The organism is Neisseria subflava (genome assembly GCF_003044645.1).
In the GTDB taxonomy this organism is placed as follows: Bacteria; Pseudomonadota; Gammaproteobacteria; order Burkholderiales; family Neisseriaceae; genus Neisseria; species Neisseria subflava_B.
This window is the reverse complement of sequence record NZ_POXL01000003.1, coordinates 194347-210452: the sequence shown is the minus strand read 5'-3', so window position 1 is coordinate 210452 and position 16106 is coordinate 194347. Positions and strand designations below refer to the sequence as shown.

Annotated in this window: 16 protein-coding genes; 11 read left to right on the top strand and 5 right to left on the bottom strand. The window is 49.1% G+C overall.

The annotated features are described in order from the left end of the window. Positions 1–126: 126 nt before the first annotated feature. A complete protein-coding gene (locus DBY97_RS04645; protein ID WP_107848990.1) occupies positions 127–819 on the bottom strand; it encodes a VIT1/CCC1 transporter family protein in 693 nt (230 codons plus the stop codon). A gap of 296 nt (positions 820–1115) precedes the next feature. On the opposite strand from DBY97_RS04645, the gene DBY97_RS11430 reads away from it, so the two are divergent. The 4 genes from DBY97_RS11430 to DBY97_RS04630 all read left to right on the top strand — a co-directional run bounded on the left by DBY97_RS11430 (position 1116) and on the right by DBY97_RS04630 (position 4049). Beyond that, complete coding sequence (locus tag DBY97_RS11430) at positions 1116–1262, top strand: hypothetical protein (protein ID WP_164836719.1); 147 nt, start codon at positions 1116–1118, stop codon at positions 1260–1262. 191 nt (positions 1263–1453) lie between these two features. Next, a complete protein-coding gene (locus tag DBY97_RS04640) occupies positions 1454–1654 on the top strand; it encodes a hypothetical protein (RefSeq protein ID WP_003746297.1) in 201 nt (66 codons plus the stop codon). An 89-nt stretch (positions 1655–1743) separates the two neighbouring features. Further along, entirely contained in the window at positions 1744–3141 is a 1398-nt protein-coding gene (aspA, locus tag DBY97_RS04635) for an aspartate ammonia-lyase (RefSeq protein ID WP_107857610.1), read from the top strand. Between the two features lie 245 nt (positions 3142–3386). Then, on the top strand, positions 3387–4049 hold the full coding sequence (locus DBY97_RS04630; RefSeq protein WP_107723409.1) for an NAD(P)H-dependent oxidoreductase: 663 nt from the start codon (positions 3387–3389) through the stop codon (positions 4047–4049). A 180-nt stretch (positions 4050–4229) separates the two neighbouring features. Here DBY97_RS04630 and DBY97_RS04625 read toward each other — a convergent pair whose 3' ends face one another. Further along, positions 4230–6431 (bottom strand): FepA family TonB-dependent siderophore receptor, encoded by a 2202-nt coding sequence (locus DBY97_RS04625; RefSeq protein ID WP_107857609.1) that lies wholly within the window; start codon positions 6429–6431, stop codon positions 4230–4232. A 231-nt stretch (positions 6432–6662) separates the two neighbouring features. Beyond that, entirely contained in the window at positions 6663–6881 is a 219-nt protein-coding gene (locus DBY97_RS04620) for a YdcH family protein (RefSeq protein WP_003746288.1), read from the bottom strand. Between the two features lie 221 nt (positions 6882–7102). Between DBY97_RS04620 and DBY97_RS04615 the strand changes: the two genes are divergently transcribed. Together DBY97_RS04615 and glyA are read left to right on the top strand one after the other, a co-directional pair. Next, positions 7103–7477, top strand: a complete 375-nt coding sequence (locus tag DBY97_RS04615; protein WP_070461683.1) for a hypothetical protein — start codon at positions 7103–7105, stop codon at positions 7475–7477. A 133-nt stretch (positions 7478–7610) separates the two neighbouring features. Further along, complete coding sequence (glyA, locus tag DBY97_RS04610) at positions 7611–8861, top strand: serine hydroxymethyltransferase (RefSeq protein WP_070714100.1); 1251 nt, start codon at positions 7611–7613, stop codon at positions 8859–8861. 71 nt (positions 8862–8932) lie between these two features. Here glyA and DBY97_RS04605 read toward each other — a convergent pair whose 3' ends face one another. Both DBY97_RS04605 and yddG read right to left on the bottom strand, forming a co-directional pair. Next, positions 8933–10243 (bottom strand): sulfate adenylyltransferase subunit 1, encoded by a 1311-nt coding sequence (locus DBY97_RS04605; RefSeq protein ID WP_107857608.1) that lies wholly within the window; start codon positions 10241–10243, stop codon positions 8933–8935. 129 nt (positions 10244–10372) lie between these two features. Next, positions 10373–11287 carry an aromatic amino acid DMT transporter YddG gene (gene yddG, locus DBY97_RS04600; RefSeq protein ID WP_234394520.1) on the bottom strand — a complete coding sequence of 305 codons (915 nt, stop codon included), beginning with the start codon at positions 11285–11287 and terminating at the stop codon, positions 10373–10375. A gap of 182 nt (positions 11288–11469) precedes the next feature. Between yddG and DBY97_RS04595 the strand changes: the two genes are divergently transcribed. The 5 genes from DBY97_RS04595 (at position 11470) to DBY97_RS04575 (ending at position 16069) form a co-directional block, all read left to right on the top strand. Then, positions 11470–11895, top strand: a complete 426-nt coding sequence (locus DBY97_RS04595) for a MarR family winged helix-turn-helix transcriptional regulator (RefSeq protein ID WP_107857606.1) — start codon at positions 11470–11472, stop codon at positions 11893–11895. 11 nt (positions 11896–11906) lie between these two features. Continuing rightward, positions 11907–12776 carry an ABC transporter six-transmembrane domain-containing protein gene (locus DBY97_RS04590; protein WP_107857605.1) on the top strand — a complete coding sequence of 290 codons (870 nt, stop codon included), beginning with the start codon at positions 11907–11909 and terminating at the stop codon, positions 12774–12776. Positions 12777–12808: 32 nt separating this feature from the next. Continuing rightward, the gene (locus tag DBY97_RS04585) at positions 12809–13132 is read left to right on the top strand and encodes a DMT family transporter (RefSeq protein ID WP_107723417.1); all 324 of its coding nucleotides are present in this window, start codon (positions 12809–12811) and stop codon (positions 13130–13132) included. A gap of 190 nt (positions 13133–13322) precedes the next feature. Further along, positions 13323–15113: an assimilatory sulfite reductase (NADPH) flavoprotein subunit gene (locus DBY97_RS04580; protein WP_107857604.1), complete on the top strand. Its 1791-nt coding sequence runs from the start codon at positions 13323–13325 to the stop codon at positions 15111–15113. Between the two features lie 449 nt (positions 15114–15562). Next, on the top strand, positions 15563–16069 hold the full coding sequence (locus DBY97_RS04575) for a hypothetical protein (protein WP_003685697.1): 507 nt from the start codon (positions 15563–15565) through the stop codon (positions 16067–16069). The last annotated feature ends 37 nt before the right edge of the window (positions 16070–16106 follow it).

Genomic DNA, 16106 nt, shown 5'->3' with positions numbered 1-16106 from the left:
AAACAGTTTGTAATAAGTAAATACAAGCACCATAGGCCGTCTGAAAAATTTTCAGACGGCCTTTAGCGATCAAATAGATTTTCAATTTTACTGGATACAGGTTTAAAAGAATATAAGCCCTTACATTCAGACGGCCACGCCGGCCAGTTTTCCAATAAATCCAGTTATCACCAATGCCGCAACGCCCCATAGGCACACGCGCAAAACGGCGGGGATGACAGGCGCGCCGCCCAGTTTGGCGGAGGCATAGCCCAGTAATGCCAGGCCGAACAAAGTGGAGACTGCCAAGGCAGGAACAATGGCGACAGAAACCGTCAACGCGACCAATAAAGGCAAAATCGCGCCGGCACAAAATGAAGCGGCAGAAGCCAGCGCGGCCTGCATGGGTTGGGCGGCAGAGGTTTCGGTAATGCCGATTTCGTCACGTGCATGAGCGGCGAGTGCATCGTGTTCCATCAAGGCTTTGGCCACCTCTACAGCGAGCGGGTCGGTCAAACCGCGGCGGCGGTAAATTTCCGTCAGCTCTTCCAACTCCGCATCAGGATTATTTGCCAACTCAAAACGCTCTTTGTGTAAATCGGCTTTTTCCGTATCCGATTGGCTGGACACGGAAACGTACTCCCCCGCCGCCATTGACACCGCGCCCCCGATAAGCGCCGAAACGCCCGTCAACAGCAGGGTTTGGAAATCAGGCGCGGCAGCGGCTACACCCGTCAACAGCGAGGCAGTAGAAATCAGGCCGTCATTGGCACCCAACACGCTTGCCCGAAGCCAGTTGTTGCGGTCGCTGAAATGGCGTTCGCTGTGGTGTGAATACATATATGCTCCGATAAATTGGCGTTTTCCAGATGATGATAACATTGTATTGTTTTTTGAAATCAATGTCAGTTTATCCCTTCAAATCAAGTATTCTTAAATCTTTCTGCTGCCATTTCAAACCATAAAACCAATATTCCTCTTTGGATTTTTCAGACAGCCTTAACGTTTTTACAAGCAAATTTATTGTTCCAAGTCATGGCATTATCACAAGGCAGTTTTGTGCTGCTTGGTTTATCGGCTTAAAGATGCTATCTTTATGAATCTTTCCACTCCTCAATCCATTGAAAGGATGTACCATGTCCGAAGAAAACAAAATCAAAGTAAACGATTTGCCTGAAGATAAAAAAGAGCAAACCGAAGAAACCGAGCTGCCCGTTATCAACAACGAAGAAAAACGCGGCGGTCATGGCGAAGGCGGTTGCTGCGGCGCATGCGGCGGCTAATCTTCCCGACAAAGCCCCCAAGGCCGTCTGAAAAGTCTTACTTTTCAGACGGCCTTTTCTTTTCTAAACAATTACAGGTAAATCAATGAAAGGATGCGGGAGAAGAATTTAAACCCAACCGCGTTTGTGCTACATTCATATCTTTACAAACCACAACAATCTGCACACGCAGACACACAAGGAAGAAAAAAATGTTTTGGTATATCGTTGGTTTTTTCGCCTTCATCGTTTCCCTGCTTTCCCTTTGGGTCAATGCCAGCGCATTCGGCATGGAAGAGGATGGCACGCCGCAATCCGAATATGAAAAAATGTTGGGCTTGGGTGCGAAATTGAAAGATAAAGAGACAGCCGCAAAAGAGCGTGAAGCGGCACGTTTTCACCCTGACGATTAAGCCTTATAGACTGGACAATCGTGCCGAACTGGGCTAATGTTCCAAACGCATAATGCACACCAACACAACTATACGAGAAGGTAAGAGAAATGACTGTACGAATCGAACACGATTTATTGGGCGACCGCGAGATCCCTGCTGAAGTATATTGGGGCATCCATACTTTGCGCGCCATTGAAAACTTTAAAATTTCCACGCAAAAAATTTCCAACGTACCGCAATTTGTCCGCAGCATGGTCATGGTTAAAAAAGCCACCGCGCAAGCCAACGGCGCATTGGGTGCCATCAAGCCGGAAATCGCGACCGCCATCGAAAAAGCCTGCGATGAAGTATTGGTCAAAGGCCGCTGCCTCGACCAATTCCCGTCCGACGTTTATCAAGGCGGCGCCGGTACTTCGGTCAACATGAATACCAACGAAGTCATTGCCAACCTCGCATTGGAAGTCTTGGGACACGAAAAAGGCCACTACGACATCGTCAATCCGATGGACCATGTCAACGCCAGCCAATCCACCAACGACGCCTACCCTACCGGCTTCCGCCTTGCCGTGTATTACAGCATCGGCGAATTGCTCGACAAACTGGCTATCCTGAAAAACGCCTTTGCCGCCAAAGCCGAAGAATTTAAAGATGTTTTGAAAATGGGCCGCACCCAGCTTCAAGATGCCGTGCCGATGACTGCCGGACAAGAATTCCAATCTTTCCAAGTGTTGCTGGAAGAAGAAATCCTCAACCTCGACCGCACCCGCTCCCTGCTGCTTGAAGTCAACCTCGGTGCCACCGCCATCGGTACAGGCGTGAATACGCCTAAAGGCTATGCGGCTTTGGTTGTTGAGAAACTTTCCGAAGTCAGCGGCCTGCCTTGCAAACTGACTGAAAACCTGATCGAAGCAACCTCCGACTGCGGCGCATATGTGATGGTACACGGCGCATTGAAACGCACAGCCGTCAAACTGTCCAAAATCTGTAATGACTTGCGCCTGCTCTCTTCTGGTCCGCGCGCCGGTTTGAAAGAAATCAACCTGCCTGAATTGCAGGCCGGTTCTTCCATCATGCCAGCCAAAGTCAATCCCGTGATTCCCGAAGTTGTCAACCAAGTCTGCTTCAAAGTCATCGGCAACGACACCACCATCACTTTCGCAGCCGAAGCAGGTCAGTTGCAGCTGAACGTTATGGAGCCGGTAATCGCCCAATGTATGTTTGAAACTATTTCCCTCTTGGGCAATGCCGCGGTCAACCTGGCCGACAAATGCGTCAAAGGCATTACGGTCAACCGCGAAATCTGCGAACACTACGTCTTCAACTCCATCGGTTTGGTCACTTATCTGAACCCATACATCGGCCACCGCAATGGCGACTTGGTCGGCAAAATCTGCGCCCAAACCGGCAAAGGCGTGCGCGAAGTCGTACTGGAGCGCGGTTTGTTGAGCGAAGAAGAGCTCAACCGCATCCTCTCCCCAGAAAACCTGATTAATCCTCATCTGTAATGAGGATTTGAAATCAAAGGCCGTCTGAAACTTTAAACGTTTAAAGTTTCAGACGGCCTTTTCATATTGATATTGATATTTATCGAATTTTTTTGCGAAATTCAGAATTAAAAGATAGCCTGACCGTCAGGTTTGATTTAACATGGTGTTGCCCCAGCCTGTTTCTTCCTTAAGGTTATGCCGGTAATGATGCCTCAAAAGGAACCGGATATTGGAATAACATCTTCATTTATTAGGAAAACCAGATGAATCAAATTACACGCGAACAAATGCTGCAAGTATTCGAAAATCGCTGCTCCACCCGTTATTACGATCCCAACAAAAAAATCAGCCAAGAAGATTTTGCCGCGATTTTAGAATTTGCCCGCCTTTCTCCCAGCTCTGTCGGCTCCGAGCCATGGAAATTCTTGTTGATTCAAAACAAAGCCCTGCGTGAGAAAATCAAGCCTTTCAGCTGGGGTATGCAATTCCAACTGGACGACTGCAGCCATCTGGTGATTATCCTTGCCAAGAAAAATGCCCGTTACGATACCCCGTTCTTCCGCAGTGTTGCCGAACGCAGGGGCCTGCAAGGAGAGCAACTGGAAAAAGCGTTGGCAAGATACAAAAGCTTCCAAGAAACCGACATTAAAATTGCCGACGACCAACGCGCACTCTTTGACTGGAGCGGCAAGCAGACCTATATTGCTTTGGCCAATATGCTTACAGGTGCAGCGGCCATCGGCATCGATTCCTGCCCAATCGAAGGCTTCAACTACGACAAAATGAACGAAGTATTGGCAGCAGAAGGCCTGTTTGATGCCAACGAATGGGGCGTATCCGTAGCGGCAACATTCGGCTATCGTGCCAAAGAAATCACTAAAAAATCACGCAAACCGATTGATGAAATGGTGACTTGGGTCGAATAAGCAGTTTGCATTCTCAGGGCGGCGAATGTCGCCCTTTTACTTTTTTAAAATAGTGAGGTAAATTCCGTAACAACAAATGCTTCTAAATTTAAAAATCAAAAGGCCGTCTGAAACCATGTGTCAGAAATCTTAGATTTCATTTCACACCGTTTCAGACGGCCTGATTTAATACGCTTCTACTTAAAACGATACTTTCAAACTGCCGTAGAAGGCACGGCCATGCTCGTTGTACGTTTGTGCGCCGGCAGTTGTACGGTACAGTTTTTTGTCAAACAGATTGCTGATACCGCCACGGACGGCCACGCGTTTGTTCCAGTTGTAGCCTGCATTGATGCCCCAAATGCCGTAAGAGCCGACTTGCGTTTGGTTATGTTCGGAAGACAACGCTGCCACGCCTGCACGCGGATTGCCGTTTTGCTCCAAACGGTTGACTGCCACGCCGCGCGGCTTGGTGCGGCCGTAGTGGGTAAAGGTCAGATTGGCATCGAAGCGTTCGTTCGGCGTCCAAGACAGTGTGCTGTTGATGGTGTGTTTCGGCACTAAAGACAATGGATTGCCTTGATAATCTTCGGATTTGTGCATGTAAGTGAAATTGTTGCTCCACTTGAGTGTGTCATGCAACGGAATCACCAAGTTGCCTTCGATACCCGAAATAGTCGCTTTCGGCGTATTTTCCCATTGTAGGAGCCAGTTGCCGATATTGCTGGTGGCAATAAGCTGGTCGCCAATCACGATTTTATTGCGGTACGCATTATGGAAATAAGTCGCGGAAGCCTGCCAGCCGTTTTTGTTAAACTCAAGACCAATCTCTTTATTGATGCTGGTTTCAGGTTTCAAATTGCTGTTGCCCATGTAGTAGCAGCGGACACTGTTCGGCGCATTAAGCGGACAACCCTGACCGCGTGTGTACAGGATAAAGTCAGGATTGGTTTGATACAAATTTGGCGCTTTGTACGCACGGGCAACACCGCCTTTGACCAACCAATTTTCGCCGATTTGATGCGAGAAGTTCAAAGCCGGACTCCAGTTGCTACCGCTGTCGCTGTTGTGGTCAAAACGGATAGCCGGAATCAGATGGGTTTTGTCGGTCAATGAAATATTGTCTTCAACGTAGGCTGCCCAGTTACGTTGCGAAGCCTTGCTGCCGCGCGTTGCGGAGATACCGTTAAACGCATCGGTTTTACCTTGGTCTTTAAATCCCTGACTATTGGAAGCAGGATCGTCCAACTTACTGTCAGTAAATTCCGCACCGACCGTCAACACATTATCAACACCAAGTTTAAACGGAATATTTGCTTCGCTGCTAAAGCGCAGGTTTTTCAGACGGCTTTGAACAAAATCCAAGCCTGTATAGCTGCCTTCCGGACCGCCTGCCAAACCTTCAGGCAAGTGGCTGTTGACTGTACGCTCATAACTGATCACGTTTTTGGTATCACCCCATTCCCATGCGCCGTCATGCGTTAAAGAATAAGCGGAACGGTATAAGCGGGCAGTTTCGGCTTTGCTGTCGGCCAAAGAATTAACCAAAGCAGAACGCGGATTGCTGTTTTGCGTATCGCCGTTGTAGATATTGCCCTGACGGCTGTAACTACTGTCTAAAATCAATGTTTGTGCAGGGCTGATTTTCCATTGCAGACGGCCTGCAATGTCTTTATTGCGTACGCCTTCGACACCGGCCGCGCTGTCATTACCGTGTCCGGCATTAATATCAGCAGCATCTGCATCCGTTTTATTTAAATTGCCGTAAATACGGAAGCCCAAAGTATCTTGGATAATTGGACCACTCAAATTGAATCCGATACGGCGGGTTGCGCCCTCTTTGCTGTCTTGCGGCTGATTGGCGTAAAGATTGACTTGGCCTTTAAATTCCTTAGACACTTTTTTGGTGACGATATTGACCACGCCACCCATCGCACCCGAGCCGTAACGTGTTGCCGCCGGACCGCGCAAAACGGTAATGGATTCGATTTCTTCAACCGGTACCCAGTTACTGTCGCCGCGCGTATTGCGTTCACCGCGCATACTGATCCGCTCGGACTGGCGCGAATTAACCGGCTTGCCGTCAATCAAAATCAAAGTGTTTTCAGGACCCATACCGCGCAAGTCGATTTGGCGTTTGTTGCCACGCTGACCTGTTGCCGTATTGCCGGTCAGGTTGACACCCGGCATGGTGCGGACAAATTCGGAAATATCATTGGCTGCAGGACGTTTGTCGATATCGTCTTTAGAAATACGCGATACGCCGAGCGATTGCTGTAACTGCTTCTCGGCAGTAACGTAAACGGTATCGACTTCAGCCTGTTCAACTGCTTTCTCTTCAGCTGCGTGTGAGAATGCACTAATTAACGCCAAAGGCAAAATGGCGAGTGTGAATGTTTTCATTGCATTGTTTCTCTTGGTTTTGTTTGTTTAAAATCAAAATAAAAATTATTCGAGATTTTAAATAAACTTAACAGAGTTTTCAATGCAATTAAGAGTGATTTACAATTAAAAGTTAAATTGTGCTAATAGAAATAACAAAATACCAAACAAGTAAAAAGGCCGTCTGAAACAGTATGAAACGAAATCCGAGATTCCTATCATACCGTTCAGACGGCCTTATTCAAATTTTAATTATTTGCCTGCTGCTTTTTGCAAAAGGGCATACAATTCGTCTTTGAGTTTGAGTTTGGCTTTTTTCAGCTCCTCGATTTCTTCGGCGCCGCTGGTTACCACGTTATTCACCAAACCGGTAATTTTATCGTCCAGCTCGTTGTGCTCCTCAAACAAACGGGCAAAGTGTGCATCCTCTTGTTTCAGTTTAGAAATCAGATCGCGATATTCTGGAAACATTTTGTTTTCCTCTCTTGTTAATTAAATAAAAAAGTACTGCTGCCAAAAACTAGGACGAATTAATCTTTAGCTTCATTATAACAAACACGGGCGTTTTATCCAGTCTTTTTTAAGCCGAAACTGTTTTATGTCAAAATTAATAATATCACCATTAGCCATCGTCCCAATGGAAAGAAACAGGTTTCTAGACGGTTTGCCGACTTGGGCATACAATCGGGCTTATGCGTTTACACAATGGCCGAACCACCCTATTCCGTCATATCAACGGCATGGACGGACAATTTATCCTGCTTGAAAACCATCCTTCATGGATGCCGGTCAATGATGCCGATTTCAACCATGCCGCCCCCTTGCCCGACGGTTTGGCCGTACACGAAGAATCGTTTTATCCATTTGAAAAAATAGATGCTGCCGAATCGGCAGACAATATCAAAATCTTCAGCGAAGAAGCTCTACGGCTGGAGAAAGAACGATTAAATGCGGTAGCCTTGGTAGAACTGGCAAAAAATCTTAAAGCCGCCCAAGCCGAAGCCGATTTGGTCGCGCTTCTGGAAAAAATGGATTTTCATTTAAAACAAGATGATATTTTCAAATAAACCCTTCAATCTCAGGCCGTCTGAAACCAAACACCCGACACAATTGTTGACAATGCAAGAAAAATAGTTCATCTTGAACCAATTCGCAGCACTCCATCCTATATTTTCAGCCCATCACAAAGGAATCGAGAACATGTTTTCAAAAAGCGTTACCCTCGCACAATATGACCCCGATTTGGCAGCAGCCATCGCCCAAGAAGACAAGCGCCAGCAAGACCACGTCGAGCTGATCGCCTCTGAAAACTACGTCAGCTGTGCCGTCATGGAAGCCCAAGGTTCACAATTGACCAACAAATACGCTGAAGGCTATCCTGGCAAACGCTACTACGGCGGCTGTGAATACGTTGATATTGTTGAACAATTGGCGATTGACCGCGCTAAAGAGTTGTTTGGCGCAGAATATGTCAATGTCCAACCGCACTCCGGCTCGCAAGCCAACCAAGCCGTGTATGCTTCTGTTTTGAAACCGGGCGACACCATTTTGGGCATGTCTCTGGCACACGGCGGCCACTTGACCCACGGCGCAAGCGTTAACATCTCCGGCAAACTCTACAACGCCATTACTTATGGTTTGGATGAAAACGAAGTTCTCGATTATGCCGAAGTAGAACGCTTGGCACTTGAACACAAACCCAAAATGATTGTGGCCGGTGCATCTGCCTATGCGTTGCAAATCGACTGGGCAAAATTCCGCGAAATCGCCGATAAAGTCGGCGCATACCTTTTTGTCGACATGGCGCACTATGCGGGTCTGATTGCCGGCGGCGAATATCCTAACCCGGTGCCATTCTGCGACTTCGTAACCACTACCACCCACAAAACCCTGCGCGGCCCTCGCGGCGGTGTGATTTTGTGCCGTGACAATACCCACGAAAAAGCGTTGAATTCCGCCATCTTCCCAAGCCTGCAAGGCGGTCCGTTGATGCACGTTATCGCTGCCAAAGCCGTAGCGTTTAAAGAAGCGTTGCAACCTGAGTTCAAACAATACGCGAAACAAGTGAAAATCAATGCTGCCGCCATGGCGGAAGAGTTGGTCAAACGCGGTTTGCGCATCGTTTCCGGCCGTACTGAAAGCCACGTTTTCCTCGTTGACCTGCAACCGATGAAAATCACCGGCAAAGCCGCCGAAGCCGCTTTGGGCAAAGCACACATCACCGTCAACAAAAACGCCATCCCAAATGATCCGGAAAAACCATTCGTTACCTCCGGCATCCGCATCGGCTCCGCCGCCATGACTACACGCGGCTTTAACGAAGCAGACGCGCGCGTATTGGCAAACTTGGTTGCCGACGTATTGGCCAACCCTGAAGACGAAGCCAATCTCGCCAAAGTCCGCGAACAAGTGACTGCTTTGTGCAATAAATATCCGGTTTACGGCGCATAAACATTTCGCCTTGGATAAAATAACAGGCCGTCTGAAACTTCAGACGGCCTTTTTTTATTGCAACTTTTCTTTTAAATTTCAAAACTGTTTGTTTCGCTGACTTTGCGTATCATGCCTGCCGCGACAGTATGGTTGGTGGCTTCGTCAATCAAAATAAACGCGCCTTGTGCATGGTTGTCTTCGTATGCGGCAGCAGCGAGCGGCTGTTGGGTTTTGAAGCTGATGCTGCCGATATCGTTGAGCTTGAGCGTTTCGGCGGATTCGACGCGGCTGAGGGTATTGACGTCCCAAACGTAGGCAATTTCGCTGATTTTTACGGGCGTGGTTTGGGTAGTGTGTTTCAGCAAATATTTTCGGCGCAGATTGAGCGGAATATCGTCAAACCAGCAAAGCGCGGCTTGAAATTGTTGTTCGGGAACAATGGCGCTGTCGGCTGAAACAATGCTGTTGCCGCGTGAAATATCGATATCGGTATCCAAAACGACAGTCAACACTTCCCCTGCTTTGGCAGATTCGGTTTTACCGTTGGCATTGTAGATTTCGGCAACTTTGGCAACATGGCCGCTGGGCAGGACTTTAACTTCATCGCCCACTTTCAGACGGCCTGCTTCCAATCTGCCTTGATAGCCACGAAAGTCGTCGCTGCTGCTGCCGTCTTGGCGCGCCACGCGTTGTACGGGAAAGTGCGCAGCTTGGTCGGCGGCATTTTGACGGTTGACGGGCAGGCTTTCGAGCAAAGGCAAAAGCGGCAAACCTTGATACCATGGGGTTTGGCTGCTGGCATTAACGATATTGTCGCCTTTTAATGCGCTGATGGGCAGGAAGTGGATTTGGGCTTGGAGGCCGATTTGTTCTGCCAGTTTTCGATAGGCCTCGGTAATGGCTTGATATTTGGCTTCGTCAAAGTCGAGCAGGTCGAGTTTGTTGACGGCGACGATGATGTTGGGGCAGCCCAAGAGTTTCAGAATCGCGCTGTGGCGTTTGGTTTGCGGCAGGAGGACGGGCTCGCTGCCGGAAAAATCGACGCGCGTGGCATCGACCAAAATAATGGCGGCATCGGCAGTTGATGCGCCGGTAACCATATTGCGCGTGTATTGCTCGTGTCCCGGCGTGTCGGCAATAATGAATTTGCGTTTGGGCGTGGCAAAATAACGGTAGGCCACGTCAATGGTAATGCCTTGTTCGCGCTCGGCGGCAAGGCCGTCTGTCAGGCTGGCAAAGTCGGGCGTTTCGCCGTTTTCGGCAGCACGGTTAAGCTTGTCAATCTGGTCGGTCAGCAAGGTTTTGCTGTCGTAGAGCAGGCGGCCGATGAGGGTGGATTTGCCGTCATCGACACTGCCGGCGGTAATGAAGCGTAAAAGCGGAGCGGAAGCTGCGGTCATGATTCTTTCCCATTTCTCGTGATTTCTCAAACTGACTGCTACTTTAAACAGGCCGTCTGAAAATGGGAAAGAATGTTTGGTTGTTAAAAAAGCTGTTTTCGTTATATCGCAAAGCTATGGGATATTGCCTCACGCTATCCGTTTTCTCCGGGTTGCCAACCAACACACAATCGACCCTAAGCACACCATCCCCGCACCCTGCCAAAACGTCATGGACAAAGGCGCGCTAATCAAAAACGATGACACAACCGCAGACAATACCGGAATGAAATAAGATGCGCCCGCCAATACAGTCAGATTGCCGCGCGAAATACCGATATTCCACACTGCATAGCCCAAACCCATGCAAGCTGCGGCGGCAACGGCATAGCCGAGCGATACGGAATCAAAACTCAACGTATCCGCGCCGCTGAGAAAATACTCTATCCACAACAATATCGACACCAACGCAAAGAAAAAACCGACACTGCTGCATTCCGCTTTCACACGCGCCGTCAGCGTACAATATGCCGCCCAAAACACTGCGTCCGCAAATGCCATGATGTAGCCGCCGGGATTGGTTCGGACATTGTGGTAAATACCGGAAATCGACAAGCCGACATCGCCGCCCAATACAGTGGCAATCCCCAAAAACGACAGCACAAAGCCGATGACTATCCACCATTTTGACGGCTGTTTATTGAAATATACCGCCCCAACGATGGTAAACGTCGGCCACAAATAATTGACCATGCCGATTTCCACTGCCTGTCTTGCGTTTTGCGCAAAACCGACCGATAACGACAAACACAGTTCGCAGCCGACAAAAAACACGCTCGCCCAAAACAGATAGCTGCGGTTGTAATTGCGCAAATGCGGCCGGCCGAAAATCAGCCAAATCAATACGGTGGACAAGGTGTACATCATTGCCGCGCCGCCCACTGCCCCCATATGCAGGCTCAAAGAGCGTATCAGAGAAATGACGAAGCTCCACAAGGCAACGGCAAGCAGCCCGATGGCAGTGGCTTGTTTGGATGAAATATTTTGAGATAAGAAATGAATCATGGCGTATGTGTTGAAGATGGTTTTATTAGGTTTATCGTAGTTTGAATATATCGTTTCTACATTAATTATTTTAACGGTTTCAAGGCCGTCTGAAAATGATTGTTTTAGACGGCCTTCTATTTGCAATTAGTCCTAAACATGACTATAATCCGCATCCAATTAGTCAATATCGAGACCAATTTATGAATCAGCTCGACCAACTCGGTATGCGCATCAGCCATATAGACAGCGCATTCGACCAATGGATTAAACAGCAAAACACCAACTACAATACCTTTGCCGTTCTCTACACCTTAGCCACCGAAGGCAGCCGCACTCAAAAATACATAGGCGAAGAATGGAGCCTGCCCAAGCAAACCGTTTCCGGCACATGCAAAACGCTGGCGGAACAAGGCTTGCTGACATTTCACGAAAGCGAACAAGACAAACGCGAACGCTTATTGTCACTGACCGAGCAAGGCAAGGAATCTGCCACACCATTGGTGCAAAACATGCAGGAATTCAGCAAACGAATTTTTACCGCCTTCGGTGAAAAACGTGCAGCCCGACTGTTTGCCGATTTGGACGCATTGGCCGAATTAATGGCGCAAATCCTCAATACTAAATAAGGAGGGCATCCATGTGGAAAATGCTGAAACACATCGGTCAAACACACCGCCGCAAACTCATCACAACCTTCTCTCTCGTCGGCTTGGATAATCTGCTCTTGCTGGTATATCCCGTGTTTGGTGGTTGGGCGATTAATGCCGTTATGGAAGGCAACGTCTGGCAGGCAATGTTGTATGGTGTGGTGGTTTTATTAATGTGGCTGGTCGGCGCCGCCCGCCGAGCAGCAGATACGCGTACGTTTACCCAAATCTATACCGAAATCGCCGTCCCCGTTGTATTGGAACAGCGCAAGCGAGAAGTACCGCATTCCGCCATTACCGCACGCGTTGCCCTATCGCGTGAGTTTGTCAGCTTTTTTGAAGAACACCTGCCCATCGCTGCTACTTCGCTGGTCTCCATCTTCGGTGCATGTATGATGTTGCTGATGTTGGAATTTTGGGTGGGCGTATTGGCTGTCGCGATACTTGCCCTGTTTTTATGGTTGCTGCCGCGTTTTGCCGCCATCAGCGAAAACCTATATTTCCGTTTAAACAACCGGCTTGAACGCGACAACCACCTTATCCGCGACGGCAACGAACATCAGCTCTACCGCCACTACGGCTGGGTTGCCAAACTACGCGTGCTGATTTCCAACCGCGAAGCCTTAGGCTATCTCAGTATCGGTATGGCGATGAGCGTATTGTTCGGCTTCGCCTTTATACACATGACGCTTAAAGGCTATGGCAGCGCCGGCCATATCTATTCCGTCAGCACTTATTTATGGATGTTTGCAATGAGCTTGGACGACGTACCGCGCTTGGTCGAACAATACTCCAATCTAAAAGATATCGGACAACGCGTTGAACTCTCGGAAGAAAACAATCTTTCTAAGGCCGTCTGAAACCTTAACACACTATCAGGACATATTATATTATGAGTTGGTTTTATTTAATCTTAGCCGGTATGCTGGAAATCGGCTGGCCATTGGGCTTAAAGCTGGCACAACAGGAAGGCTACCGCTGGCATGGCTTTGCCGCCGCGCTTGCCTGCATCATCGGCAGCGGATACTTCCTTTACCTTGCCCAAAAAAGTATTCCGATGGGTACAGCCTACGCCGTCTGGACAGGCATAGGCGCGGCGGGGGCTTTTTTGGTGGGCGTTGTATTTTTCAACGATGCCGCCAACTTCGGCCGCTGGCTCGGCGCATTTCTCATCATCTCCGGCGTCGTAGTGATGAAACTCTCCAGCGGAAACTGAAAATCTCGTTTCTATCCAATCCAAGGCCATCTGAACGAGCATATTCAGACGGCCTAATACCTTCCCGAATATAACGAAATCATCTTAAATTAAAACCAAGCATTCTTTCCTTTTTTCAGACGGCCTGTTTAAAGTGGCGACTGTCCATTATTCAAACAATCGGTTATAGCCGTCCAACAAAGGAATCCAAATGAGCCAAGCCAATCCGCTTCCACCCGAACTCTCCGTCCAACTCTCAACTCTATCCCCCACCCAACTTGCCTGGCTCTCCGGCTATTGCTGGGCGCAAAGCCAAGGCATATCCGGTATAGCAACCCAACCATCTGCCCTGCAAACAGCTGCCTCGACAGTCAGCCGCCGCGTATTAGTCCTCTCCGCCTCCCAAACCGGCAATGCCCGCAGCGTTGCCGAATCCTTACATGCCAAACTTCAAGCTGCCGGCGTAGAAGCCCGCCTCAGTAGTGCAGGCGATTTCAAAAGCAAAACCCTGCCCGACGAAGACATCATCCTTTTAGTTACCTCCACCCAAGGCGAAGGCGAACCGCCCGAAGAAGCCCTGCCCCTGTACAAATTCATCTACGGCAAAAAGAAACCTGATCTCAGCAAACTGACCTTTACCGTCTTGGGCCTTGGCGATTCCTCCTATCCCAACTTCTGCCAAGCAGGCAAAGACTTTGATGCCAAATTTGCCGAACTGGGAGCAGGCCGTCTGAACGACTTGGGCATTTGTGACTTAGAATTCCAAGCCGATGCCGACGCATGGATTGCCGCCGTCGTACCCAAAGTAGCCGAATTAACCGCCCAAGCAGCAAGCCCAAGTATAACCGCTGCACCAAACAGTTCAGCAACACCAAGCAACGACGCCATTTATACCAAAGAAAAACCCTACACAGCCACCCTATCCGTGCGCCAAAAAATTACCTCGCGCGATGCGGAAAAAGACGTCGAACACATCGAAATCGACCTCAGCGGCTCAGGTTTGCATTATCAGGCAGGCGACGCACTCGGCATATGGCCGCTGAATGCCGCCGACCTCGTTCAAGAAATCCTCGACCTCAACCAACTGAACGGCAACGAAACCGTCCAACTTTCAGACGGCCGCGAAACCGACATCCGCACCGCCCTGACCGAATCCGCAGACATCACCCAAAACACACCGGCATTCGTCCAACAATACGCCGAATTAACAAACAACGAAGAACTCAAAACCATAGTCGCAGATAAAGCCCAACTGGATGCCTACCTCGCCGCCACACCGCCCGTAGGCGTATTTGCCGCCCATCCACACCCACTGGACGCACAAACCCTATACAGCCTCTTCCGCCCACAAACCCCGCGCCTTTACTCCATCGCCTCCGCACAAGACGAAGTCGGCGAAGAAGTCCACCTTACCGTAGGCGTCGTCCGTTTCAACCACCACGACCACACCTACACCGGCGCAGCATCCGGCTACTTGGGCGAACGCCTCGAAGAAGGCGGCGAAGTCCGCGTCTTTGTCGAACCCAACCCCAACTTCCGCCTACCCCAAAACGGCGATACCCCCATCATCATGATCGGCGCAGGCACAGGCGTCGCCCCCTTCCGCTCCTTTATGCAGCAACGTGCCGCCAATGGCGACAGCGGCAAAAACTGGCTCTTCTTCGGCAACCAACGCCTGGCTGACGACTTCCTCTACCAACTCGAATGGAGCGAATGGCGCAAAGACGGCCTCCTCACCCGCGCCGACCTCGCATGGAGCCGACAAGGCGAACATAAAGTCTATGTCCAACACAAAATCGCCGAACGCGCCGCCGAAGTTTGGAACTGGCTGCAACAAGGCGCACACATCTACGTCTGCGGCGACGCCGCACGCATGGCACGCGATGTCGAAAACGCCCTGATCGAAGTCATCGAAACCCAAGGCAAACTCAGCCGTGATGAAGCCGAAGACTATCTCAACGACCTGCGCGAAGACAAACGCTACCAACGCGACGTTTATTGATTGGATAAACAAAAATAAAGGCCGTCTGAAATTCAGTTTTCAGACGGCCTTTTTAAAGAGCCTGCTCGGATTGTTATCAACTCACCCGGTTTTGCATTATAATTGTGCAAATTTGACTCACTCGAAAGAAAATAAATTGGAAGGATTACAACAACTTGTAGATTTATTGGTGGGTTTTGTCGATTGGATATTGAAATTACTGGCATTCTTGTTTTAAACTACGTTTCATTCTTTTATACATTAAAGACGTATTTTCATCATGCAAACCGCGCAACGCTCTGCTACTTTCTTCTATTGGTACCACACAAACGTGCGGTACTTTTTTGCGCTTGTCTGAAACAGACCAAATTGAAAATACGCAAATTAGAGCCGCCTCATTTGAGCGGCTTTTTTTATACCCACCATGGCCGCTTAAATCCACCCATTTTTAAGAAATAAGGAATACAGCCATGACTGCCTCAACTAAAATCCACAGCCAAACACAAATGTTACACACCTGCCGTATGGTCGTTGACAGCAACAGCCACCACAGCATGCTCAACATGCACACTTTGCCTGATTCGCCTGACAGCCTCATCAGCGAAGCCCTGATTCCGCAAGTGCGCACCATCGCGACTTTAATTGCCGCAGAGCGCCACGACTTCAATCAAAGCAGCCCCAACGTTTTTACTGATGAAGCAGATTTCTTCGCAGCGCGTATTTTGGTTTTGGGTGTACGCCGTTTCCATTTGGATATTACCCTGCTGCCTATGCTCAAAACCGCCAACAAACGCGCCGAAGCTTTCGCCAAACGCCATCACATGCCCTTCTCTCCCGCTGAAATGCAAATGTCCCTGCACACCCGCCGCCCTGCCAACCTGTTGATTATCGAAACCGAACACGAAATGCCTGCACTGGGCAATCTGGCTGCCAACAGCCGTGCATTTGCAGCGCAACTTTCCAATATTATTTTGTAAAACCACTTGAAAAACAGGGAAATGGTTTAATATTAGG